At 37.9% G+C, this 26,382-nt stretch carries 18 protein-coding genes and 1 CRISPR repeat array; of the genes, 5 read left to right on the top strand and 13 right to left on the bottom strand.

Features of this window, described 5'->3' with window-relative positions:
* Positions 1 to 630 precede the first annotated feature (630 nt).
* Entirely contained in the window at positions 631 to 2,424 is a 1,794-nt protein-coding gene (locus tag IEX94_RS12060; protein ID WP_188857725.1) for a zinc ribbon domain-containing protein YvbJ, read from the top strand.
* A gap of 58 nt (positions 2,425 to 2,482) precedes the next feature.
* Here IEX94_RS12060 and ald read toward each other — a convergent pair whose 3' ends face one another.
* From ald to cudC, 10 genes are all read right to left on the bottom strand, one after another.
* The gene (ald, locus tag IEX94_RS12055; protein WP_188857723.1) at positions 2,483 to 3,613 is read right to left on the bottom strand and encodes an alanine dehydrogenase; all 1,131 of its coding nucleotides are present in this window, start codon (positions 3,611 to 3,613) and stop codon (positions 2,483 to 2,485) included.
* A gap of 147 nt (positions 3,614 to 3,760) precedes the next feature.
* On the bottom strand, positions 3,761 to 5,203 hold the full coding sequence (gene nhaC, locus IEX94_RS12050; protein ID WP_156855136.1) for a Na+/H+ antiporter NhaC: 1,443 nt from the start codon (positions 5,201 to 5,203) through the stop codon (positions 3,761 to 3,763).
* Positions 5,204 to 5,405: 202 nt separating this feature from the next.
* A complete protein-coding gene (locus tag IEX94_RS12045) occupies positions 5,406 to 6,056 on the bottom strand; it encodes a GNAT family N-acetyltransferase (protein WP_229782700.1) in 651 nt (216 codons plus the stop codon).
* A gap of 23 nt (positions 6,057 to 6,079) precedes the next feature.
* On the bottom strand, positions 6,080 to 7,501 hold the full coding sequence (locus IEX94_RS12040; RefSeq protein WP_188857721.1) for an NAD-dependent succinate-semialdehyde dehydrogenase: 1,422 nt from the start codon (positions 7,499 to 7,501) through the stop codon (positions 6,080 to 6,082).
* Positions 7,488 to 8,600 carry a C45 family autoproteolytic acyltransferase/hydrolase gene (locus IEX94_RS12035; protein ID WP_188857719.1) on the bottom strand — a complete coding sequence of 371 codons (1,113 nt, stop codon included), beginning with the start codon at positions 8,598 to 8,600 and terminating at the stop codon, positions 7,488 to 7,490. Before IEX94_RS12035 ends, IEX94_RS12040 begins: the two co-directional genes overlap by 14 nt.
* A gap of 101 nt (positions 8,601 to 8,701) precedes the next feature.
* Positions 8,702 to 10,069, bottom strand: coding sequence for an aminotransferase family protein (locus tag IEX94_RS12030; protein ID WP_156855144.1), 1,368 nt, complete (start codon positions 10,067 to 10,069; stop codon positions 8,702 to 8,704).
* A 226-nt stretch (positions 10,070 to 10,295) separates the two neighbouring features.
* Complete coding sequence (locus tag IEX94_RS12025; protein ID WP_188857745.1) at positions 10,296 to 12,359, bottom strand: sigma 54-interacting transcriptional regulator; 2,064 nt, start codon at positions 12,357 to 12,359, stop codon at positions 10,296 to 10,298.
* A gap of 175 nt (positions 12,360 to 12,534) precedes the next feature.
* Entirely contained in the window at positions 12,535 to 13,338 is an 804-nt protein-coding gene (locus tag IEX94_RS12020) for an APC family permease (protein WP_188857717.1), read from the bottom strand.
* A 755-nt stretch (positions 13,339 to 14,093) separates the two neighbouring features.
* Positions 14,094 to 14,999 carry a glycine betaine ABC transporter substrate-binding protein gene (locus tag IEX94_RS12015; RefSeq protein ID WP_188857715.1) on the bottom strand — a complete coding sequence of 302 codons (906 nt, stop codon included), beginning with the start codon at positions 14,997 to 14,999 and terminating at the stop codon, positions 14,094 to 14,096.
* 24 nt (positions 15,000 to 15,023) lie between these two features.
* Positions 15,024 to 15,581 carry a choline uptake/conversion transcriptional regulator CudC gene (gene cudC / locus IEX94_RS12010; RefSeq protein ID WP_156855152.1) on the bottom strand — a complete coding sequence of 186 codons (558 nt, stop codon included), beginning with the start codon at positions 15,579 to 15,581 and terminating at the stop codon, positions 15,024 to 15,026.
* Positions 15,582 to 15,871: 290 nt separating this feature from the next.
* Between cudC and betB the strand changes: the two genes are divergently transcribed.
* Both betB and gbsB read left to right on the top strand, forming a co-directional pair.
* Positions 15,872 to 17,341 carry a betaine-aldehyde dehydrogenase gene (gene betB, locus IEX94_RS12005; RefSeq protein ID WP_188857712.1) on the top strand — a complete coding sequence of 490 codons (1,470 nt, stop codon included), beginning with the start codon at positions 15,872 to 15,874 and terminating at the stop codon, positions 17,339 to 17,341.
* Positions 17,342 to 17,548: 207 nt separating this feature from the next.
* A complete protein-coding gene (gene gbsB, locus IEX94_RS12000; protein WP_188857709.1) occupies positions 17,549 to 18,757 on the top strand; it encodes a choline dehydrogenase in 1,209 nt (402 codons plus the stop codon).
* 252 nt (positions 18,758 to 19,009) lie between these two features.
* Here the strand turns inward: gbsB and IEX94_RS11995 are convergent, their stop codons facing one another.
* The 3 genes from IEX94_RS11995 to IEX94_RS11985 form a co-directional block, all read right to left on the bottom strand.
* Positions 19,010 to 19,408: a hypothetical protein gene (locus tag IEX94_RS11995; protein ID WP_188857707.1), complete on the bottom strand. Its 399-nt coding sequence runs from the start codon at positions 19,406 to 19,408 to the stop codon at positions 19,010 to 19,012.
* 147 nt (positions 19,409 to 19,555) lie between these two features.
* Complete coding sequence (gene blaI, locus IEX94_RS11990; protein WP_156855162.1) at positions 19,556 to 19,936, bottom strand: penicillinase repressor BlaI; 381 nt, start codon at positions 19,934 to 19,936, stop codon at positions 19,556 to 19,558.
* 54 nt (positions 19,937 to 19,990) lie between these two features.
* On the bottom strand, positions 19,991 to 21,781 hold the full coding sequence (locus tag IEX94_RS11985) for a BlaR1 family beta-lactam sensor/signal transducer (RefSeq protein ID WP_188857704.1): 1,791 nt from the start codon (positions 21,779 to 21,781) through the stop codon (positions 19,991 to 19,993).
* A gap of 395 nt (positions 21,782 to 22,176) precedes the next feature.
* Here IEX94_RS11985 and bla point away from each other — a divergent pair, with 395 nt between their 5' ends.
* Together bla and IEX94_RS11975 are read left to right on the top strand one after the other, a co-directional pair.
* Entirely contained in the window at positions 22,177 to 23,046 is an 870-nt protein-coding gene (bla, locus tag IEX94_RS11980) for a class A beta-lactamase (RefSeq protein ID WP_188857743.1), read from the top strand.
* 542 nt (positions 23,047 to 23,588) lie between these two features.
* Positions 23,589 to 25,667: a methyl-accepting chemotaxis protein gene (locus tag IEX94_RS11975; RefSeq protein ID WP_188857702.1), complete on the top strand. Its 2,079-nt coding sequence runs from the start codon at positions 23,589 to 23,591 to the stop codon at positions 25,665 to 25,667.
* Between the two features lie 6 nt (positions 25,668 to 25,673).
* Positions 25,674 to 26,380: direct repeats of the CRISPR family, unit length 33 nt; unit sequence ATTTCAATCCACGCTCCCCATACAGGGAGCGAC.
* Positions 26,381 to 26,382: the final 2 nt, after the last annotated feature.

The raw sequence follows: 26,382 nt of genomic DNA, 5'->3' as shown, positions 1-26,382 counted from the left end.
AGTTTTGTTCGGATTTAATTCATATTAGAATAGTTATGTCCCAGCCTCATTAAAGGAAACTTAGGCGAAGAGAGTAAGTTGATACCAGCTTTCACTACTCGGCTATAAGAGGACTAGGCCTTATACAAAACGGCTAAGTCTTCCACTTTATTATATAAAAGCTAAATTAATTTTTATGTATAATGGTTTGACCCGTACACATCCGAGACATACCACTTATCACCATATTGCATAACTTCCACTGTTACCAATTCCCAATCATCATCTTCATCATCTATAAGCATTATTTACCTAACCGAAATAATGCTACACATTACTAGGTCTTTTGCGAAGGGTATAAGGATATACTCTTTTCATTCCTTTCTGATATTGAACCGGTCATCATAATGATTGTTTTTATTAATCTAATACTAGTGCAAACATTTATATATGAATCTACTAAAGTATATAATTATTCATATTCATTAAATAACGAAAAGGCTTAACAAATTTAATAGAATAGTCTATACTACTTATGATTGAATGGATGAAGAAAATTTATTTCTTAAATACTAGAGTGTGAATAATTAAGATCGTTATCTGACGATGGTGATTTTGAAGAAATAATTAACATAAAGGGGTCTATCAAACATGGATAAGTACTGTACGGAATGCGGGGAAGCAATAGATGAATCCTTGAATTTTTGTCAGAATTGTGGGCATAAATTACATGCCTCTTCAGAACAGGACGGAAATACAGTTATCCCTCCTAAAAAGCAGCCAAAAAATTATACAAAGAAACAAAAAATAATCATGGGTGCAGTAGCCGCTCTATTAGTTTTCATGATTGGCGGCTATACGTGGGGAAAATCATATTTCTCTCCAGAAAAAACGGCAGAACGATTCATCACAGCAATCATTGAAGAAGATTATGGAAAAGTTCAGGATTTGACAATGATGCAAGGTGAATCGATATCACAGGCAGAGGCAGAAGCACTTGTCACTCTAGCAAAAGAAGAGGCACATTATATCAATATTGAAACGACAAATTTAGAGGATTTTACGAATCAGAATGACCTTATGAAACTAATAGATAACGGGAAGCATTTATTTATTTTTCCCAAATATCAATTTTCTTTAGTACCACAATATGTGGACTTGGATCTGCCTTTTAAAGATATAGAAACGACATTTAATGAAGAAACATTTCCTGCTAAAAAGAACGATGAACGAAACATTGTTTACGGGCCACTCGCACCCGGGAAGTATAAAATACATAGTAGTTACAGCGGGGAATTAACGGAAGCTGAGTCCGATGATGTAATAATCCTCGGAGACAGCTATAGTGATACGGTTTACCATGATGTTCAACTGGATGCAGAATCGACAACATTCCATTTATATAATTCGAATAACAGTCCGATTAAAAATGCGTACATTGAAGTGAATGAACAGCAAATTCCCTTCGATGAGAGTATGAATATTGACGCACTTGGCCCGATGAATCTGGATGGCTCTGTCACTGCAACTCCGATTATTGAAACAGAATGGGGTAAGGTGACATTAGAGGATATCAAGATTGAAGAAGATTACTACGAGCTTACATTGAACACTGTAAGCAAGGAACTGATGGATAATTTATCAGAAGTTATTTTATTGTATGGGGAAGAATATGTAGAAGCCCATGCAGCGAATGATGCCACAATCTTTACAGCTGTCACGGAAAACGTAAGAGAAAATTTCCAAGACGACTTTTCCTATAATATCGAGTACGGGAAAAATTTCACTGGACAATTAGACAAAATTGAAATAAATTATGATGAGCTAACTTTCTATGAAAAAAATGAAGTTGCCATCCCGGCGAACTTCCATTTTACAGCATCCACCTATGATATTGATGAGCAGCCTGATTTAGAAGAACGAATTGACACGGTAACACTTCTAATGAAGTTCGATTCGGATGAAGAAAAATGGCTGATCGATGAAGCGAGTTCGTATGGACTATTTAGCAGTAATGATTTTAAAGCTACGGCAACATTGGAAGGGTCGCAAGAATTACATAAGGCTACCAAGTCAGCTTCAGCACCTGCAAGCAAAGACATGGATGAACAAATAGAGGAAACCACTTTAAATTATATATACAGTCTTGTTGAAGCGATTAATGCGGATGATTATGAGCTAGTTCGTCCTTATATCAAAGATGACAGCCCGCTCCACGGCATGCAAGTAGATTTAGTAAATCGCTTGGTGGAAAAAGGTATGAAGCAAGAAGTCATCGATGCAACCGTAACGAATATTGAAGAAGACGGCGATTCATGGATTGTAACGACAGACGAAACCATTAAGATAATTTATAGCAGCGGTAAAGAGGAAACTAGTGATTATAGTTGGAATTACACCGTAGAGTCGGATGGCAATGGGGTATCATTAACAAATATAGATTAAAAAAATATAATTAACGAGAAATACCCTTCTAAACAAATCAGAAGGGTATTTTCTATCATTATACATTTGCCGTTTCAATCAGTGCTTCTTCAGGTGGAGTATAACGATAACCAAGATCATCCGCCACCGTTTGAATGGTTACTTTTCCATTAATTGTATTAACACCAGAGCGTATCGCTAGATTATCTTGAATAAGCTTGGCGATTCCATGTGAGCCAATCTGTGCTGCATAAGGAATGGTCACGTTTGTTAAACCAACTGTTGCGGTACGTGGTACAGCACCAGGGATATTTGCAACTGCATAATGCACGACACCATGTTTCATAACAGTTGGGTTATCATGGGTCGTTGGTGTGCTAATCGTTTCAAAGTTCCCGCCTTGATCAATCGCAACGTCTACGATAACAGAACCAGGCTCCATCGATTTAATCATCTCTTCACTCACAAGTTTTGGTGCTTTCGCGCCTGGAATAAGAACAGAACCGATGACTAAATCGGAGTTCTTGACGGCTTCTGCAATATTATAAGGATTAGAGATTAAAGTTTGTACCGTTGAACCAAAGATGTCGCTTAGCTCACGTAATCGGACCGGATTCAAGTCAATAATAGTAACCTTGGCTCCAATTCCCGCTGCGATTTTAGCTGCATTCGTACCAACGACACCGCCTCCAATAATTGTAACATTTCCTTGATTCACACCAGGAATGCCACTTAGCAGAATGCCTTTACCGCCTTTTGATTGCTCTAAAAATTGTGTTCCAATCTGTGTTGCCATCCGGCCTGCGACTTCACTCATTGGTGTAAGGAGCGGTAGTGTATTGTTGACAGTAATTGTTTCGTAAGCGATGGCTGTTACTTTATTGTCAACTAATGCTTGGGTCAGTTCCGGCTCTGCAGCTAAGTGAAGATAGGCAAATAAGATTAACCCTTCGCGGAAATATTTGTATTCCGATTCTATCGGTTCTTTTACCTTCAAGATCATTTCTGACCTTTTCCAAACCTCGGAAGCATCCTCTATGATTTCCGCTCCAGCTGCTGCATATTCTTTATCTGTAAAGCTGCTGCCAGCCCCAGCATCTTTTTCGATTAAAATAGTATGTCCTGCTTTCGTTAAATTAGTGACTCCAGCTGGCGTAATAGCGACACGCTTTTCATTATTTTTAATTTCCTTTGGTACTCCGATAATCATGTTATTCTCTCCATTCTGTGATTTATTATTAGCTAATTTTTTCTTCTAGTATTCTCTCTACTATGAAAGGTAAATCGTTGCTACAAATCTACTTAACATTCCTATGCCACCGTATTTAAACGAGGTGTGCAGGTAGTTTAGATTTTTTTACTTCACCATTTCCTTTAACATCGGCGGATCTGCTTCCTGTTTATAACCTTCTTTATATTCTACTTTAAACCCTGTAAAGCCATAGATAATAGCAATTAAAGGGCTAATTAAACATAGAAATGCAAATGGTAAATAGCTTAGTGTCGATACACCTAATGTGGTCGCCATGAATGCTCCACAAGTATTCCATGGTACAAGAGGTGAAGTCATCGTTCCTGCATCCTCCAATGTCCGGGATAGGTTTTTCGACTTCAGTCCTCTCTTATCATATTCTTCCGCATACATTCGGCCTGGAACAATAATGGACATATATTGGTCACATCCGACAATGTTCGAGGAAATACATGTAACTACTGTTGCCGTTATCAGGCTGCCAGTTTTTTGGGCAAATTTAATAATCTCCTCAACTAGCACTTCAAATATTTTTGTTAATTCAAGAACACCACCAAAACACATTGCAATAATAATCAATGAAACCGTATACAATACGGACTCTATTCCACCATTATTTAATAGATTATCAACTACTTGGTTTCCCGACTCGATGGAATACCCATAATATAATATATTAATCGCATCACCTACTGGTACTTTTTGTACAACAATTGAGCAGATTGTACCTAGTATGGAACCGATAACTAAACCTGGTAGTGCCGGGATTTTAAAGATCATCATGATAATGATGAATAACGGTACTAACAGCAGCCATGGTGAAATGCTATAGATCTCATTCAATTGAGTTTGCAAAACCTGTACTTCGGAAATACTTGCACCTTCACCAGAATATCTAAAATCAAGAATTGAAAACAGTATTAACGAAATGACGAGACCTGGTATCGTTGTATAAAGCATATGTTTAATATGCTCAAACAACTCTCCACCGACAATGCCTGGAGCAAGATTCGTTGTTTCAGAAAGTGGTGAGATTTTATCCCCAAAATAAACACCTGAAATAACAGCTCCCGCAACCATAGCCGGGTTGATGCCAAGTCCATGTCCAATACCCATTATTGCAATTCCAATTGTTCCTGCCGCTGTCCAGGCATTTCCAGAAGCGATAGATACAACACATGATATTAAACAAGCTGCCACAAGGAAGAAGCTTGGCGAAAGTATATTGAGTCCGTAATAAATCATTGTTGGTACAATACCACCTGCTATCCAAGAACCAATTATCGTTCCGATCACTAAAAGAATAACAATCGCTTGAAGAGCAAGACGAACGGCATCCAACATTCCTTTTTCAACTTCGAACCATTTAAACCCAAGTCTAAATGCAACTATGGCGGCGACTCCAGCACTTAGCAATAATGGAATATGCGGATCTGTATCATATACAAAAATGCCAATTACTAAAGCGACAATCATGAATATAATCGGAATCAAAGCTTCGAATAATGTTGGTTTTCTAATTCCTAACTGCTTGTTTTCCTTACTCATTTACACCTCTCCTTGTTTCACTTTAGTTAAATCGACCTTCCTTCCCACAAGCAAGATAATTCTCAAGACAGATACAGTAAATCAACGAAACCACTTACCATAGTAAATACTCATGGAACCATAAAAGAGCGGCCCCATGTCAACAGTGAAATCAGGAGACTCTTTTTGTTCATTTAGTTTGATTTAAAATCCTGTAATCCAATTATTCTTCCCTATAATCCGGATTATGCCATTCCATTAATGTAGCATTTGTAAGCGATTCTTTATCTCCCATTAAATAGCCTCGCATTACCTTTCTTAATTTAAAGCCATTTTTAAGCTGAAATGTAAGAACGGAATCATAAATATTTTCTTTTTTTACTTCCTCTACGTATTCTTCAGGTGTTAATCGAGCCGCATATTTATAATAGTTCGGGATACGCCCACCTATAATAATACTTTTCAACCCTAGATTTTTACATATCTCTCTGCGGGCCTGATATAAATACTTCCCTATCTTCATTTTTCTGAATTCTGGATGAACACCTACTTCTATTCCATAAAGATTACTGCCATTCGGATTATGATTTCGAATATAACCATCATCAGAAATCATCGTATAGGAATGTTCTTCACCATAATCATCAAAGTCAACAATTAAACTACACGCTGAACCTACTATTTTTCCTTCATATTGCAAGCAGACCTGACCTTCTGGAAAAATCTCTATTTGACTTGCCAAGTTCGCACGTGTTAGGGACATGTCCGGCCCAAAACATGTATAAGATAGCTCTGCCACTTCATCAAGATCTTCCTGTTGAATCTTTCGGATTGTCATATTTTCACCGAGCTGGATTGATTTTGTTTCCGGCATTTTTTTAACTCCTTTCCTATTCATTATTTTGTACTAATAGAGACAAACTTTTCTTCCAGGTATTCTTCCAATCCGTATTTTCCGCCTTCTTTACCCATTCCACTTTCCTTCACGCCGCCAAATGGCGCCTGAACTACAATTGGCAACGAATCATTAATACCTACTATTCCAAAGTCAAGTTCCTTCATCATACGTAATCCACGTCCCAAATCTTTTGTATAACAATATGCAGCTAGTCCGTATGATGAGCCATTTGCCCGTTCCACGACTTCCTCTTCCTCTTTAAACGTAAAGATCGGTGCAACCGGGCCAAAGGTTTCTTCTGTTGCAATTTTCATATTTTCATTAGCGTATTGAATAACAGTTGGTTCATAAAAATAACCGTTTAAGTCATTTTCTTTGTATACATTTCCACCACAAAGCACTTTTGCATTATTTTCTACCGCATCTTCTACTTGAGCTTTTACTTTCTTCAATGAATCTTCATTAATTAGTGGTCCAACGTCTACGTCAGCGTTCATTCCATTTCCTACTTTTAGTTGCGCTGTTTGTTCCGCTAACATTTCTCCAAATTGTTCCGCTATACTTTCTGACACATAAATACGGTTTGTACTGATACATGTTTGCCCGGTATTTTTAAATTTGGATAGCATCACTCCACGAACGGCCTCGTCTAGATCCGCATCTTCAAAGATGATAAATGGGGCATGACCACCAAGCTCCATCGATGCTTTTTTAACAGTGGCAGCAGAATCACGAAGAAGCATTTTACCAACAGCGGTTGAGCCTGTAAATGTAATCTTTCGTACATCTGAACTGCTTGTCATTTCGCTTCCTATTTCTTCCGCCGGTCCAATTAAAAGATTTACAACGCCATTAGGGATTTCGGCTTCATGAAAACATTCAAAAACTTTTATTGCAGATAAAGGTGTAGCAGGAGCAGGCTTTAATACAACCGTACACCCTGCAGCCAGCGCCGGAGCTAGCTTTCTTGTAATCATTGAGAGCGGGAAGTTCCACGGAGTAATAGCAGCACATACACCGATAGGCTGTCTAATTACCATGAGGTGTTTTTCCTGTTGTGATGCTGGTAAAGTTTCACCATAAACTCGTTTCGCTTCCTCGGCATACCACTCCAAATAAGCTATCGCACCGGCTACTTCGCTTTTTGCATCTTTTAATGACTTTCCATTTTCCTTCGTAATCGTTTTCGCTAATTCTGTTGACTTTTCCCTCATTAATTGAACCACTTTTTGTAAATAGGCACTTCGTTCATTACCAGTTGTTTTTTTCCATTGCTTAAATGCTTCTTTTGCATCTGCTATTGCTTTTTTCGTTTCCTCTCTCCCACCTGTTGAAACGGTTTCAATTATTTCACCTGTTGCGGGGTTTACGACTTTTATTTTTTCATCTGTTTGTATCCATTCACCATTAATATATAGCATTCGAATTCCTCCAGCTGATTTCTTCATATTTATTGTTATCAAGAGATTTTCCGACCCGAAGATATGCTTTTCTTTTTGATAGATTCATTACGATAGAAAAAACAGTCTCCATTCTCCGGTGTTCTGGTGCTCTCTCGTTTTCAAAGTGGTTAATAGAATTTGGTGCATTAAATTCATCTGAAAGCCATGTTTTGAATGTTTCTTCGTCTATTGGCTCTTTATTTGCAATGGTTGTATTTATAAGCTGTTCCGCTCTCTTTTTACGAAGCATCGAATCATCAAATCTGAATTCGTTCATATCTTTTAAATTCTGTTTAATGTTTTCGGATAGGAGATGGTTTGTATGTACTAATTTCCCGTCCTCTCCTCCAACATAATCAATGCCAAATGGAGACACCTCAGGATTAACAGCTATTCCATTTCCATTTCCTTCATCATAACCAATCAGGAAACTAGCAGCAGAAGCCATTTGCGTCCCTTTGATTTTTGAAATAGCTTCCGTTAAAGAATGAGAATTAAGGACTGCCCGTAACCCTAAATGGATCGGAACTTCATCTGACTTTTTATCAGTAATCAATGCGTTAAAGCATATCCCTACACCGGAAGAATTAAAACCAATTTTCCCGATCATTCCTCCCTCCGTCACCATCGTAATATCCGGCCTGCCTTCATGTTGTATGTTCAGTAATAAAAGACTATTTATTTGCGAAGGCTTCCAGTCCCAATTTTGACCAATAATTGTTTCTGATATAGTTGGTTCGGTAACTGCTATTGCTGTACAGCCATCTGAAAATGATGTTCCTTTATATCCGGCCAGTGCAATTTCACTACGCGCATTAAGAGCTAATATATCTTCAAAATCTACCCCCGCACCTGCTGCAATCCCTTCCATTTCTTCAATCATGGTTACATCGTATTTTTCTATTGCATCAAGATGCGTAAGCGCACGCTCCCTTGCTTCTGACCAGTCAATATGCTGATAGCCGTGAAATAATTTTTCATATGTTTCTAGACTTTGTAAAACTTCTTTTTTTCCATATGCACCATGCTTATATCCTATATCCCTCGCTGATCCGCTTAATACTAATTTGTTAATCATTATCTTTCCTCGCTTATCATGCTTACTTTTCTGTCCATAATAGACTTGTAAGTTCAAAAAGTCTCCGGGTAGCTGCGGGGACCTTTTGAACCTCTGTATTACTAGATCGTCTTTTTAAAAGCGGTGATAGACTCATCAATAATGTGAATCATGTCATTAATTTCTTGTTTGTTAATAACTAGTGGTGGTGCGATTGCAACTCTGAAATCCCCAATAGCTCGGAGAATAAGCTTGCGATTAAAACATTCATCAACCACTTTCGTTGCTGCTTGTAAAGATGGATCGAAATGTTCACCGGTTGCAGAGTTATAGAGTTCAAATGCAGCGAGCAGTCCAATAGAACGGCTATTTCTTATAATGTCGTGCTTTTCTTCCAGATATGCCAATCCTTTTTGCATTTCTTTTTCCATTGCTTTGGCATTTTCTACGATACCGTCGCGCTCAATAATTTCAATGTTTTTCAGCGCTACTGCACATGCTGTTGGATGTCCGCTATAGGTAAAGCCATGAGCCATTACTCCCTCATAATTTACGATAGCTTCTCTTACCGTATCGCTAATCATTACGCCTCCCAACTGCGAATAACCACTTGTAATCCCTTTAGCAATACACATTAAGTCAGGGACTACTTCCCAATTTTCAACTCCAAACATTTTTCCTGTGCGGCCAAATCCACAAATCACTTCGTCTGCGATAAATAAAATATTGAACTCATCACAAAGTTTTCTAACGGCTTGCAAATAACCTTCAGGTGGAATATTTACCCCGCCTGCTCCTTGAACTGGCTCGATAATTACCGCTGCAATTGTATCTGCTCCTTCTTTCTCAATAAGATATCGAATAGACTGTTCATAATTTGGATCATTTTTATCGCCCAATTCACAATTTGTTAAGTGTGGTGTTGCATGGTAAAACCCTTCCACACTAGCTCCCGCAAATTCGTGTGTTGTTGGAATCCCAGTAGCACTCTGCGCAGCCTGTGTTACACCATGATATCCGTCCCTCATTGCAATAATTTTCTTTTTTTCATGTTTTCCTTTTAATGACCAATAAAATCTCGATAACTTGAAAGCGGTGTCATTTGATTCAGAACCACCCGAAGTATAAAAAACTGAATTTAAATCACCTGGAGCGATAGATGCTAATTTTTCAGCAAGTTTAATAGCTGGTACATTCGAAAAGCCCTTAAATGCCGAAGAGTAAGCAATTTTTAACATTTGCTCATTCGCAGCTTCCGCAAGTTCTTTTTGACCATGACCAATATTCACATTCCAAAGCATGGACATCCCATCAATATAAGCTTCACCTTCTAAATTATTAGCAAAAATACCTTGACCGTCGGAAAAAATAATATCCGGCCCATCTTGTGCACCTTTTTTAGGTGCTGAAGTAGGATGGATAAAGTGTTTTTTATCTAATTCAGCTAGTTCATCAGTTTTCGACTTTAAGACAGAGACTTCTTTTACCATAATTAAAACCTCCAATTTTAGTATTCAAATAATATAAAGCAAAAATCATGCCAACTTTTATTTTCATTGTAAAAAATCGCGTAATATATGGTGATCTGGCCTTTACATTAATAAACTTTTAATCTATTAAGAGTTTACATCGATTTATTTATGCATTAACGGATAACATTATGCAATAATGCATAAAAACCAACTTTTTTATGAAAGTTGGTTTTTACTTATACCGTTATTTTTCCCTTTGTAAAATTTGCTGGTATTTTCGACTAACTGCAGATTGGCTAATCCCAAGCGCTTCAGCAGCCTTTATTGTCGTTTTATGTTTTTTCATTGCTAATATAATTAACTGCTCCTCTATTTCTTCCTTTGCTTGTTTCAGGGGAACAATCCCATTAATTAAAGGGAACGGCTTATGAACTGTTTCATGTGACAAAAAGTGTTCTACTAATTCAGCCGTTATTACTTCCTCATCAGCGGTTACAAATAGTCGTTCAATTAAGTTTTGTAGTTCACGGATGTTGCCAGGCCATGAATAGCTTTCTAATAAATTTAATGCTTCTGGTGAAAGGTAGCAATTTTTATCATATCTGTGGTTTAACTTTTCAAGGGTATGATAAGCTAATAACGGAATATCTTCCGGTCTCTCTCCAAGGGGCGGAACATGGATTGGAATAACATTAATCCGGTAATATAAATCCTCTCGGAAACTTCCATCTTCCACCAGCTTTTTTAAGTCTTTATTCGTCGCGGCAACAATCTGGACATCAATAGGAATTGGTGTAACACTCCCGATAGGAACAACTTCGTCCTCTTGTAATACCCTCAACAATTTCACTTGTAACGACATTGGCATATCGCCAATCTCATCAAGAAACAACAACCCGCCATTTGCCTGTTCAAAATACCCTTTTTTCCCTTGAGAATCAGCCCCGGTAAACGAGCCTTTCGTATATCCAAAGAGTTCGCTCTCCAGTAAATTCTCTGGGATAGAGCCGCAATTTATTGTTAGAAATGGCTTATCTGATCGGTTACTCTTCGTGTGTATTGCACGTGCGATTAATTCTTTCCCTACTCCCGATTCACCTTGGATTAATACAGTAGAAGAAAAGTTTGCTATCTTCTCAATTTGATTAACAACTTTTTGCATCTTTAAGCTGCCATAAATAATATCTTTTGAGGGATCCTCCTTGTTTTTTAGGCGATTCAGTTCTTGCTCATACTTTTTCGTCATTTCCTTCGTTTGTTTTAGTTCGGATCTTAGTTTCGTATTTTCTGTAATATCTCTCGAAGCCACAACTATTCTTTGTAAATCCCCTGCACTATTAAAAATAGGATTCCCTACAGCTAATATCTTTTTTCCGTTTATTGTTTCTTGAACGACGGAAACCTTTTCTTTCTTCTCTAAGACCAACCTTATTACAGAGGGAGAAAAAACACCTTCATTCTCTAACTCCAAAATATTTTCACCAATCAGCTCTTTAAGGGGCCTCGGCCAAAAATCTTTGATGTAATTCTCGCTATGTCGTATAAGAGTTCCTTTGTTATCAATAACTAAAAGTTCATCATAGATGGTAGACAGAATGGCATTCATATCCCTGTTTAAATCTTTGACTGCTTCCATTTCAAGTGCCATTTCCCCCACTTTTGGAAGATCCTGCACAATAATGATAGCGCCTTCAACATTTCCCTCTGCCGACTCAATTGGACTATAATCAACCAATACGCCCATTTCATTTATAAAATGAATTTCATTTAACAGAATTGCCCCTGTCGAGAACACGTTATTCAACTTTTCCTGATTGAAAATCTGACCTGCATCGCTTCCCATTACTTCACTGCTTGCGGATTGGATCATATTTAGACCAGTTTCATTGCAATTAATAATTTTTTGATTGTGGTCAACTACAAAAACACCCATCGGTATTGAACCCAAGAGTAACTTAAGTATATTAATATTTTTCTCTTTACGAAACAAACCAATCAGCATGTCTTCTCGGGTAATATATCCCATTAATTCATCTTCATTGTTCTTAACTAAAACAATCGGGTTTCCAAGCACTTTGAATACAAACGACATGGTAATTTCCTTACCCGGCTTGAATATCTCTATATTTTTTATCGATATTGCATTGGAACGTATTTGTTCTACACATAAATCTTCGTTCTTCTTTCCTGATGTTTTCAAATCTCTTAAATCCACGTATGCACTTAATTCGTTATTCTTCGTTAAAAATACATAAGGATCCATGCGATTTGCTATTTGCTCTGAAAAACATACTTGATCAATGTCCATTGAAACTGCAAATATAGGTTTTAATTTACTAGAAATTGTCTGATTCAATATAAGCACCCCTTTTACAGATCAATTCACATTGTATCACGGTATTCGAAATAATCATAATACTATTTCTGTTTTATTCAACTAGTAAAATCGTGTCAGTATTCATTATCGCGCGGATATTATTATTTTACACAGCCTTATCTTTATCCTTTTCCATCTCCGGAAGCTTCTGTCTAAATCCTTTTGTTAAAAATATCAAATATAACACACCAAGCCCGAACCAAATACTTCCCAATATTTTAGAATAACTATCTAAGTTGAATAGGAGTACAACATTTAACAAACATCCTACTGAAGGAATAATAAAGTACTTCATAACCCCGCGAAGAGAGCGCTTTCTTTTTTTACCAAAGTATAAAACAATAACCGAAATATTTACAAAAGCAAAAGCAATTAATGCTCCAAAATTAATAAAGGAAGCAACCAAGGTTAGACTTAAGAATAAAGCTGATAAAGATAATAAACTAATCAGCAAAATATTATTGACTGGAACTTTTGTTTTCTTACTCAGTTTCCCAAAGAAACTTTTCGGAAGTTGCCCGTCCCTCCCCATGGCATATAAAACACGAGAAGCACTTGCTTGTGCTGCAGAGGCAGAACCAAATACAACAATTGCAGTTACAGCTAAAAATGCTGATTCTAAAGCGCTTCCTCCGACACGCGCCATGATTTCATAAGATGCAGCATCAGCATCTTTAAAACTATTATAGTCGGGCCAAACATTATGAGCGAGATAGGAGACAATAATAAATATTATCCCTCCGATAATAGTTACGATAAGAATGGCACGCGGTATATTTTTCTTTGGATTTTTCACTTCTTCTGAAAAAGTTGAAACGGCATCAAATCCAAGAAAGGAGAAACAAAGCAGCGCGGCTCCTGCGACTATTTGCGGAAAAGAATATCCATCGTAAATAAAATTGTTATGCAATACCGCATAATTTTATATTCTTATTCATAAACTTTTAACTATTTAGGTTATGAGCGCATAACCGTGGAGTCTGTATGTAAGGTTTCAACTTTCGCAGCTGAAACAGTAAACTACTCTCTGGTATAATTAGTGAAACCAGCAATTCATTATAGTTATGGACACGATTCCAAAACTTCAATTGAGACATTAGAGGGTTCTAATGTCTCGTTTGAAGGTGATTCCAGATCATTCGAGTGAATAGCGGGGCTCTAATCGATCGAATGAACTAGATTCCAGTCCGTTCGAGTGAATAGCGGGGCTCTAATTAATCAAATGAAGCAGATTCCAGATCATTCGAGTGAATAGGAGGGCTCTAATTGATCGAATGAAGCAGACTCCAGATCATTCGAGTGAATAGAAAGGTTCTAATCGATCGAACGAAGCAGATTCCAGTCCGTTCGGGTAAATAGAGGAGTCTCATTCCCATTTGAACAAGATTCTAGTTCACTCAGGCTGAAAAATCTTATCAACATCTGAAAACACTTACCTTGCTTGAATTCGCTACTGAAGCTGTCCGTTTATTATATTGAGCTAGTCAACTGTACTATGTAAAGTCTTCTCGGCACAGTGATGTAGAGCAATTTTATCACGCATTAACGGTCTGTAATCCCCCCACTGAATGAAGTTTCACTTTATAATCTCCCAGAGGATAAAAAAAAGAACGAACCCACTCTCCATCAACATAGGAGAGTAGATTACGTTCCCGTTATTTCTACTTATTCACTTAACCATTCGTTAATCAAATCTCGATTGTCTTCTACCCATTTTTCTGCACCAACAATCGGTTCTTCTCCAGCCTCTTCCGCTTCAGCTACATAGCTCATTAATTCCCCAATGGAATCATCATCCATTTTCCAGTTCTTTAACCATTGATTAACTTCTGGGAAATCGTCAGCGAAACCTAACCTTTTTGCGTGATGAATTTTTTCCGTTTCCCCGAACATGTTTTTAGGATCGTCTAGATATTTTAAGTCCATTTTAGAAAACACACGATGTGGGTTCCATAATGGCGCGACAATTGGGGCCTCTTCACGAATTGCTTCCTCAATTGCTGTAAGCATCGCTGGTTCGGAACTTGGTACAAGCTCAAAGTCCAACTCGTATTCTGCAATCATTTCCTCGGTAGTATCCATTGTTCCGGCACCAGGATCAAATCCAGTAATCTGATTCTCAAACAGTTCTTTGTTCTCATTTAAATCTTCAATACTATTGATATCTTCCATATATGCTGGTACAACTAATCCAACCTTAGCATTGTCATACCAAACCTCTTCTGAAAAATCGATTTGCTCTTGATATTGCTCGAGATAGTTCTTATCTTGAACCGGCAGCCAAAATTCCAAGTTGACATCCAATTCATCATTTGCGAGTGCTGCCATTTGTGTCCCCATATCTAATAAGTGAAACTCAACATCATATCCTTCTTCCTCAAGAATGACTTTCCACATATTTGTGACAGCAATGTTTTCTGCCCAACTAATTTGTCCAATATCGATCGTCTCATCCGCACTTTCTGCAGCGCTTTCTGACGATGCACCTTCTGCATCTCCATTGCCGCATGCCGCAAGAACACCTATCATCAAAAAAGTAAAGACAAATAATATTCCCCTTCTCAAACTCATGAATTAGATTGCCTCCCGTAAAATTTAAGTTTCTTCATTTTCCTTTGGTAAAAATTCAAATATTTCTCCTGAACGAATACTTGCTACTAATTTTCTTAACCAATGATAATATACTTTCGATTCATTCAACATGTCGTAATGCTCTTTCGCTTCTTCTTTTATTTCATCTGCTATTGACTCATCATTAATAATTTCTGCTAATTCCTTTTCAGCAAGTTGAACTGCATCCAAGTTCATACTTACTTCTCGCTCCCATTGTTGACAGTAGAAGGACATAAAGGTATTAAAGAAATTCTTTTCCGCTGTATAAGTATGTTTTCTTGAGCCCCTCGTATAGACACGCTTTACATAACCGATGTTCTGCAATTTACGCACACTTGTGCTCATACTTGCTTTAGTCATCCCGATTTCTTCAAGCATCTCATCCAAATTCATTTTATCTTCAAAATACATCGTGGCGTACAACCTACCGGCGGCTGGCGTCACTCCGTATAAATCCATCGTTTCTGCGATAGCACCAATGACTTGATCCTTGGCAAAGTCCAATTTTTCTCTCGCTTCTTTATCATTTAAGCTTCCCAATGACTTACTCTCCTTGCCTATTGTTCATTTTGTTAAATTTTTTCTTAACAAACTTAATACTACTCTTTCTAAAATAAATGTCAAGTGGATGAAAACATGCCAAACCGCTTCGTTACCTATATATATTAATTTATAAAACTATTTTTTCCTAGCATACATGTGTTAAAAAATGACTAAATCTCTTTGACACACACTTTTTTATGTGTTAGATTAAATTTGTTCAAAACGTTAAATTTTTTCTTAACAAACTTAACAACAAAGCAACGTAACAAAATGAGGAGGTTTCGGTATTGGACATAAAAAAACAATACATAAATGGCCAGTGGGTTGAAGCAATCTCCGGAAATACAAGAGATATTATTAATCCGTATAACCAAGAGGTCATTGCGGTTGTTGCTGATGGAAACGCACAGGATTCCGAAAAAGCAATCGCTGCAGCAAGAGAAGCTTTCGATCAAGGCGATTGGCCGAATACGCCAGCTACAGAACGTGCCAAGATCGTTAAAAAAATCGCGGACCTGATTGACCGTGATCAAGAAGAACTTGCAAAACTTGAATCATTAGATACCGGAAAAACACTAGAAGAAAGCCGGTGGGATATGGAAGATATTGCCGGTGTCTTCCGTTACTATGCCGAGCTTGCCGATAAAGATGGAGGCGAAATAATAAACTCTCCCATCCCGAATTCGATCAGCAAAGTAGTGAAAGAACCTGTTGGTGTCTGTGGGCAAATTACTCCTTGGAATTACCCACTACTTCAAGCTTCTTGGAAACTAGCTCCAGCTCTCGTCACTGGAAACACACTCATCATCAAGCCGAGTGAAATTACGCCACTTACACATATTAAAATCTTTGAATTAATCGAAGAATCCGGTGTACCTAAAGGTGTTGCCAACCTTGTACTTGGCCCTGGAAACACAGTTGGCGCAGAGCTTTCGAGTCACAAAAATGTAGATTTAATTTCCTTTACCGGCGGAATCGAAACAGGAAAAACGATTATGCAGGCTGCAAGTCACAACATGAAAAAAATCGCACTCGAACTCGGTGGCAAGAACCCGAATGTTATTTTTGCCGATGCCAATTTAGAAGTAGCAATCGATCAAGCCTTAAACGCTGTATATTTTCATGCTGGACAAATCTGTTCAGCCGGAACGAGAATCATCGTCGAGGAAAGCATCCATGATACATTTGTCGACGCACTGACCCAGCGAGTGAAAAAGATTAAACTCGGTAATGGCTTTGATGAAACAACACAGATGGGACCACTTATTTCTGAAGAGCATTTAAAAAAGGTCGAAAGGTATGTTGAAAAAGGAATTAAAGAAGGAGCAACTGTCGCAGTCGGAGGCAAACGTCCAGATGATGCAGAACTCCAAAATGGTTTTTTCTATCTGCCTACCATTTTGACGAATTGCACGACCGACATGAGTGTTGTTCAAGACGAAGCTTTCGGTCCTGTAATTACAGTGGAGAAATTCAAAACCGAAGAAGAAGCGATCAAACTAGCAAATGATTCCATTTACGGACTATCCGGCGGTGTATGGACAAAAGATATCGTAAAAGCAGAACGCTGTGTTGCAAAAATGCGCATGGGTACCGTATGGATTAATGATTTTAATATCTACTTCCCACACGCTCCATGGGGAGGCTATAAGCAATCTGGAATTGGCCGCGAACTAGGAGGCATGGGACTGGAAGAATACCAAGAAACAAAACATATATTCCATAATTTGAAACCGGAAACAATGAACTGGTTTTAATATCAAAAGCGGAGGCGCCCTTGCAGGCTCAGTTCGCGATTCGTTTCGCGGGCGCCTGGGACAGCGCCGCATTGCTCGTCCCATCAAAAGATCTGCTAGTTGCTTGGCGCAGAGTGGACGCGGCTGATGCAGTAAATACAAATAATCTACAGCCATGAAATCTTATAAATGTCTAAACACTTAAAAGTACTTAGGAGGTATTTATTAATGAGTTTAAATATGAAAGTTGAACAAATGTATAATTTTCACCAATTCGAACTACCAACAGCGATTAAACACGGGATTGGATCTATCAAGCATATTGGAGAAGAAGTTAAAAACCTTGGCGTTACAAAAGCACTATTAGTTACCGACCCGGGAATCTATGAAGCTGGTGTAACAAAGCCAATTGAGAACTATTTAAAAGAAGCTGGAATCGAGATTTCTTTATTTAATAAAGTAGAACCAAACCCGCCGGTACGTCTTATTGCAGAAGGAAGCAAACAATACAAAGAAGATAACTGTGATGGGCTTGTTGCTGTAGGAGGAGGAAGCTCCATGGACACAGCAAAAGCAATTGGTGTTGAAATAGCTCATAATGCTTCCGTTTTAGAGTATGAAGCAGCGGAAGGCAAAAAGCCGCTTGAGAACCGAATTCCAGCACTAACAACAATCCCTACCACCGCTGGAACTGGTTCAGAAGTAACACAATGGGCAGTGATTACAGATGAGGAACGTGAATTCAAATTTAATACAGGCGGACCACTTATCGCTGCGCACTTAACGATTATTGATCCGGAATTACATGTTTCCATGCCTCCACACGTTACGGCAATGACAGGTATTGACGCACTTGCACATGCCATCGAATGCTACACGATGCATTATGCCCAACCGGTTACAGATGCAGTCGCACTACTTGCAATCGAATATGTTGGAAAATATATTCGTCGTGCTTACGCAGATGGCGGTGACATTGAAGCAAGATACGGAATGGCTCAAGCTGCCATGCTTGCAGGTTTATCTTACGGAAGTGAATCAGCAGGAGCAGCGCACGCAATGTCTCAAACACTCGGTGGTATTATCCCGGTTGCACATGGTCAGTGTGTTGCAACGATGATGGGCCCTGTCATGGAATATAACTGGAAAGGTCATCCAGCTAAATTTGCTCGAATCGCACAAGCGCTCGGCGTGAATACATTCAATATGACAACAGACGAAGCAGCAAAAGCAGCGGTTAATGAAGTTTATAAACTTGCAGAAGACTTGGATATTCCAAATTTAGAAGAACAAGGTGTATCCCCTGACATGATTGATAGGCTTGCAAAAGAAGCAATGAAAGATCCACAAACAGTAGGTAACCCACGCGACTTGACGGAAGAAGATTATAAGTGGATTTACAAACGTTGCTTTAACTTGGTTCCTAAAACTCTCTAATTTTATTTCAGGCAGCAAAACAGCTCCGGTCATTATTATAATGAACGGAGCTATTTTTATTTAGACTGCGGGACAGGTTCGTTATCCGATTACGTCAACAGTACAGTCATAGAGGAGGTACTCTGAATATACCCTTAGTAAATGACCAGAACAAATTCGCTAATACAAAAGAGAAACTACAAACACCTAACAATCACGCTGTATATAATAGTAATATAGAGTTCTTAAATTTGCATCATTTCATACGAAAAACTATCTCCGTTTTTTCTTTTTAAATGTCTTAAATAGGAAATAAACGAGTATTGCTATTACAGCATAAACCAGAAAGAATACTATAAATCCCCACAACCCCATCACTGCATCAGCAAATTCCATATTCCCCCTGTTCGTAATTGCTTGCTGCAGTTCGATAGCAAAGACAAGGACAACCATTACCGTAAACGTATAAACAAAGGAAAGAATAGTCGTACTCCATTTCATCTTTTCAATAATTTTAAAGAAGAAATGCACCATGAAGAATGTAACCATTCCAATAATACCAATTATCCAGAAATGAAGCTGTTTATCTGTCATATGTAAACCGAACATATCGGTCAATAGATCATGGATGTCATTCACTATTTCTGCCAATGTAATAATTATTTCTTTCACTGGAAGCCTCCTAAAACTGCTTTGGATGAATAAAAGAATAGCTTTAGTTTACTATAAATCTATGATAATAAACATAGGGAAGGTTCTGTATTGTTTCAATGTTGCAAGGTAAAAGAACGGGTACCTGTGCCCTCCCACCTTAAAACATTACTTTTTCTGATTTTTATTTAGAATCGTACGTAACTCTTTAATATCCTCTTCAGACAAAGATTCCTCTTCCATAAACTGAACGAGCATGGATTTTACCGTTCCACCATAAATCCGTTTAATAAAGGATTTTGCCTCGGCACGCTGACATTCTTCCTGAGAGTATTTGGGATAGAAGGTATAGATCTTTTGATTTTTATTAATACCAACTACTTCTTTTTGTGCGAGGCGATCAAGAAGTGTGCGTACGGTTTTAGGCTTCCAGTCTGTTTTTTCCTGTAAAGAAGAAATTACTTCATTCGCTGTTTGCGGGGCTTTTTCCCAAAGAACGTTCATAACTTCCCATTCCGCTTCGGATATATTAGGTATATGTTTAGACACTGTTACCGACCTCCCGATTATATTTGCTGAAAAACATTTCACTTAGACACAATTTCATTCATCCTTAAAGATGCCTTTATCGTTTAAAATAGATAATGTAATATCTGCAGCTTTACTTCCAGACACATCGGTATCATTCTGTATATTTGTTGCAAAAAAGTATATGTTTGCTCCATTTTCTACGTAACCAATAAACCAGCCGTTAATATTTTCACCATTAACCATACCGGTACCGGTTTTCCCAGATAAATGGAAATCGTCTAATTCCTTAATTCGCAACGAATCTTTAACGGCTTGCACATTCTTCTCTTCAAAGCCAAATTCATTGAAATAAAATGCTTTTAACAATTGCACCTGTTCAACTGGAGATATTTTTAAGGATGACTCCATCCAATAACGCTCTTTTCCAGCAGAAACGTCGTAATTGCCATAATGAATTCCTTTTAAATTTTCTTGGATCTTATCAAGTGACATTGATTTATCTAATTCCTGAAAATACCAGTTTACCGAATTCGCCATTGCTGTATATAAATTATGATCTCTATTCCAGGAATCAAAAGGATAATTCTCACCATCCCATTTGATAGTGGAGTTTTCACTTGTTATCGTATTTGCCTCCATACCAAATAATGCACTATAAATTTTGTAAGTTGAATTCGGTGAAACCCTTAATGTACTTTGATTTTTATTATAAATCCTATAACTATCAGCCTGTGCATCATATAATACAAAACTACCTTCATCATCCTTGAAATACGTACTAAGATCCTCGTAAGTCACGCGCTCATGATTAAATTTGTATTGATCATTGCCACTTGCCATAGCGGAAACAAATGGTAATTGACAAGATAAGATTATCCCAACCATGAGAAAAATGAGTATACTTTTTAGTTTCAGCAGCTTAGATTCTTGTGTGAAACCGGCAATATTGATGATACGTTTCTTAATATGCTTCTTTGAACCATTCAAGTGGTTTGCCAAAGCAAGGTTTTTTAATTTTGACGTTTTCCCAGCAAAATTTAAGATGGTATTTCCGTAATCGACAGCACAATCCCCACCCATTGAATTTAACACCGCAGTGTCACAAGCAATCTCGCGATCCAACCTCATTTCTCTTAAAGAAAACCAAACTAGTGGATGATACCAGTATAGAATTTGGAAAATAATAACAAAGTAATTGGTCAGGACATCTTTGTTTTTTAAATGATGTAATTCGTGCAGCAGAATATATTTGATCTCTTCCGTAGTAAGCCATTGATCTAAATTTGTTGGTAATACGATATAGGGCTTAAATAAACCAAAAGCCAGCGGAGACTTTATTACTGGCGACTCTCTTACGCTTACATTAAAGGTAAAAGGCTTAGTTAGCTTTAATTGCTGCTTACATTGTTCAAATAGCAATAGCAATTCTTTATTTTGGATGAGCTGTGTTGTTTTTTTGATAGTTTTTAGCTTATACCAGGATTTTATGGTCAAGATGCCCATAAATAGCATTCCTGCCATCCACAAACTTACAAAGAAATTGATTAAGAAATCAGGGCTTGAACGATTGACGGATACTGAAAAATCCTTCATCCAATTTTCACGTTCTCCTTCCACTTCTCCTGAATCAATAGTGTAACGATTTTCGTTACTCTCAATGGAATCCAGAGCAATAAAATGACCATCAAAAGGAAGGAGCTCTTCCGGTAAAAATGGAATAGCCAACGCAAATAATAACAAAAACCATAGATTATAATGCCATTTTGCTGATAGCTGTTTCTGGAATATCTTTTTAATCAGCAAAATTACTATAATTGTAAAGGTAGGTAAGAGTAAACTGATTACAAAATTAGTAAAAAACATAGCTTTCGACCTCAATTCTGTCGGTTACCAGTAAATTTATCACGTATTAACGCTCTGTAATACCCCCACCTCTAAACAAGAGGGAAAACCAAAACCTGATTCTGTTCAACTAACATTCAGTTGGGGAGGTAAGGAAACCCCCACTGAATGAAGTTTCACTTTATCAAGTATATGGGAAACATGTCTACTTACCATGTCTATCTCAATATTACAATTGTAATATAACATGCTAGCATGGTTTGTTCAATACAAAAAATATAAAAAAAGTAATTGACAATCATAGACTACAAATGTAATATTGTATTACGCTTGTAGTCTACAAGTTAAATTTTTAGGGAGGGTTTATTTTGAAGAAGATATTCAATACTAGAAAGTTCATACTAGCAATTTGCTTTATGGCAGTCATTGGATTGATTGGATGTACAAAAGAAAAGGATTCGAGCGAGTCCGTATCTAACTCAAGTAACGAAGAATCCAATCAGACGATAGACAACCATTTCGCCCAATTAGAGAAAGAGTTTGATGCTAAACTTGGTGTTTATGCGATTGACACTGGTTCTGGAAAAATAATTGATTATCAAGCTGATGAACGATTCGCCTTTACCTCTACGGTAAAAGCATTAGCAGTTGGAGCGGTTCTACAACAGAACACAATGGAAGAATTCAACGAAACGGTTACTTATACGAAAGATGATTTGGTCACCTATTCCCCGATTACAGAGAAACATGTAGATTCTGGAATGACCTTATTGGAATTAAGCGAAGCAGCTATTCGTTACAGCGATAATACTGCGGGTAATTTATTATTTAATGAATTAGGTGGTCCGGATGGTTTGGAGAAAGCAATGAGGGATATAGGAGATACCGTTTTACATTCTAATCGGACAGAACCAAATTTAAATGAAGCTCAACCAGGAGACATTCGTGACACAAGCACTCCAAAGGCACTTGCTACAAGCTTGCAAGCTTTCGCGCTTGATGATCATTTACTATCTAAGCCCAAGCAAGATATGCTATTAGAGTGGCTTCAAACGAATACTACCGGGGACACATTAATCCGCGCCGGCGTGCCTGAAGAATGGACAGTTGGCGATAAAAGCGGCGCAGGTGGTTACGGAACACGAAATGATATTGGGATTGTGTGGCCACCTGATCAAGAACCTATTGTCATTGCAATTCTTTCAAGCCGTGATACAGAAGACGCATCATATAATGATGATTTGATAAAACAAGCAACCGAAATAACAGTAGATGCGCTTAAATAGTCTTTTTATAAGTTATCGAAATAACTGAAAACTGATAACTAAAGAAATGCGGACCCCACTCTACTATACTAGTACTTAAAATAAACAAGTTCATTCAATCAAAGGAATGGACTTGTTTATTTTATGATTCTTCCGCAAGTTTTTCAACATATAAATTAAATTCCTTATCATAACTCATACGCTTTGTTCTTTAATACACTTCGATCTATTTCTTGGCTATTATACAATCCCAATTTGGTGTGTCTAATTTTAGTCTAACATCGCCTTTATCCCAATAATTCAACTATTAACTCTTTTAAGGGATCCCTTTACTAAATATACAAATGCCCGATATAGGTAGTATATACCAATCCTTTTAACTCTTAATCATTGTTTCTCTATCTTTATTTTTAAGTTAAAGCGCTGATCTGGTTGGTTGAAGTAAAAATAACAATTCGTAGTATTTTCTATTACATTTGTCGTAGAAATGCTTAAATTTATATCAACATAAGATAGAGATTAACCAAACTTAGATAATTCAAATGGAAGGGGAAATAGAAAAAATGAAAAATGATAAAACAGCTAATGGGAAGGATAAGAGGGTTGCAAACAAAGCCTCTAGGAGAAATGGTTTTTTCACGAAAAATTTACAACGTCAAATTATCATTCCCTTTTTAATTCTACTGATTTTAGCTGTAGGAGCGGTGGCTTTTGTAAGCTATCAATCTAGTGCAAGGAATACAACGGAGGAACTTACGAAAAACGTAGAAAACCAGATGACCGGGATGAATGATACGTTTGAAATCTTCTTTAAAAATATAATTAATACAATAGACCGCTTTACTTCCAGTGAACTTCTTTCCAACTATGACAATGATAATAAAGAGCAGATTTTGGAAGACTTAGCTGCAATGAAAGATTCGGATGATACCATTTTCGGTATTTATATTGGTATTGAGGAAACAGAAGAGTATATTGGTGTTGAGGAAACAGCAGAGATAATCGATCCTCATGATGACTCAGATTCAAGTTACAATCCTACCGAGCGACCATGGTATCAAGATGCTGTAGAGGCAGAAGGAGAAACAATCTGGACAGAACCTTATAAATCGGATGGCTCAGATTATACGGTAGTCACTGCAGCTCGTGCTTACTATGATACGAGCGGACTTGTTGGTGTGTTTGCCCTCGATGTATCTGTTGATACACTGTTAGAAATGGTTAACGACATAAAAATCGGTGATTCTGGCTATGCATTAGTGTTAGATCGTGCTGGCAAATACATCACACATCCAGATGAACAATATATTGGAGAAGATGGGTCCCAGAGTGAGTTCTATCAAGCAATCGAAAAAGTTGGGGACCAGGGGATTGTTGACTATCAATTCGAGGGGAAAGACAAGATCATGGCGTTCACAAAAAATCCAACTACAGGATGGATTCTTGGCGGTACGGTTAATGTAGAAGAGTTCCAAGAAAAGGCACGAACTATTTTAACCCCAATTGCCATCACCTTAAGTCTAGCACTGATTGTAGCAATCACCGTATCGTTTTTCACCACAAAAAGAATTACGACTCGAATTCAAATGGTCATGGATAGAATGAAGGAAATTGCAAATGGGGATTTAAGCAAAGAACAAATTGAAGTGAAATTAGAGGATGAAATTGGACAACTAAGTGTTGCGACAAATGAAATGAATAAAAATATGCGCAATCTACTACATCAGATTAACACCGTGTCTGAAACCGTAGCAAACCAAAGTGAAGAGCTAACCCAATCTTCAAATGAAGTAATGACTGGGACGGAACAAGTAGCATCAACCATGCAAGAAATCGCAGCAGGTTCCGAATCTCAAGCAAATAATGCAAGTGAGCTTTCTTCCAAGATGAATGTATTTACTACAAAAGTGCAAGAGACAAGTGAAAATAGTGAACACATCCAACAATCTTCAGATGAGGTTTTACAAATGACCGACGAAGGAGCCGAGTTAATGAAATCCTCTACTGAGCAAATGGCTGTTATTGACAAAATTGTCCATCATGCGGTTAGAAAAGTAGAGGGATTAGACACGCACGCGCAAGAGATTTCAGAGTTGGTTTCAGTTATTCAAGATATTGCTGATCAAACAAATTTACTAGCACTAAATGCAGCCATCGAAGCTGCCCGAGCCGGTGAACAAGGAAAAGGATTCGCTGTTGTTGCCGATGAAGTGAGAAAGCTTGCTGAACAATCTTCTGACTCTGTAACAAACATTACAGATATTGTAAATAGCATTCAAAATGAATCTAGTATGGTCGTCACCTCCTTGAAAGAAGGATATACAGACGTAGTACAAGGCACGGAGCAAATAAAAACAACAGGTGAAACATTCGAGAAGATTCGTGCAGCTGTTGCAGATATGGGAAATAAAATTAACGTTGCATCCGAAAACCTTATGGACATCGCAGCAAATAACCAAGCGATGAATACATCCATCCAAGAAATTGCAGCTATCTCAGAAGAATCAGCAGCAGGTGTGGAGCAAACTTCTGCATCAACCCAGCAAACAAGCTCTGCGATGGAAGAGGTTACCGCTAGTTCGGATGAGCTTGCAAAGTTAGCAGAAGAATTACACCGGTTAGTAAATGAATTTAAATTATAGACATTTATTTCAATCCACGCTCCCCATACAGGGAGCGACCACATACCACTCCAAGCTACTTCCGTAAGCATTAATTTCAATCCACGCTCCCCATACAGGGAGCGACTTTTTTCTCCTGCTCATTCTTCAATTTCTGCACTTATTTCAATCCACGCTCCCCATACAGGGAGCGACCAGCAATTGGAGTTAATTTGAGGAGTGATCCCGTATTTCAATCCACGCTCCCCATACAGGGAGCGACCTTTCAATTAGCGGGAGTATTCCTTCTCGTTTTAATTTCAATCCACGCTCCCCATACAGGGAGCGACTTTTTTCTCCTGCTCATTCTTCAATTTCTGCACTTATTTCAATCCACGCTCCCCATACAGGGAGCGACCAGCAATTGGAGTTAATTTGAGGAGTGATCCCGTATTTCAATCCACGCTCCCCATACAGGGAGCGACTTTAATCACTCTGTTAATGATGGCAAATCACAAAGATTTCAATCCACGCTCCCCATACAGGGAGCGACAAGCAACGGCATCCGGTTTTTCTCTTTCGTCAAATTTCAATCCACGCTCCCCATACAGGGAGCGACATTTATGCGGTACGTGACGGAACAGTCACACATGTTATTTCAATCCACGCTCCCCATACAGGGAGCGACCATTGCTGGAAAGTATCTTGAATCATATGAGGGTATTTCAATCCACGCTCCCCATACAGGGAGCGACCA

The organism is Oceanobacillus indicireducens (assembly GCF_014647195.1).
Taxonomy (GTDB): domain Bacteria; phylum Bacillota; class Bacilli; order Bacillales; family Amphibacillaceae; genus Oceanobacillus; species Oceanobacillus indicireducens.
The sequence above is the reverse complement of the archived record's forward strand: the minus strand, read 5'-3'. Positions and strand labels throughout refer to the sequence as shown.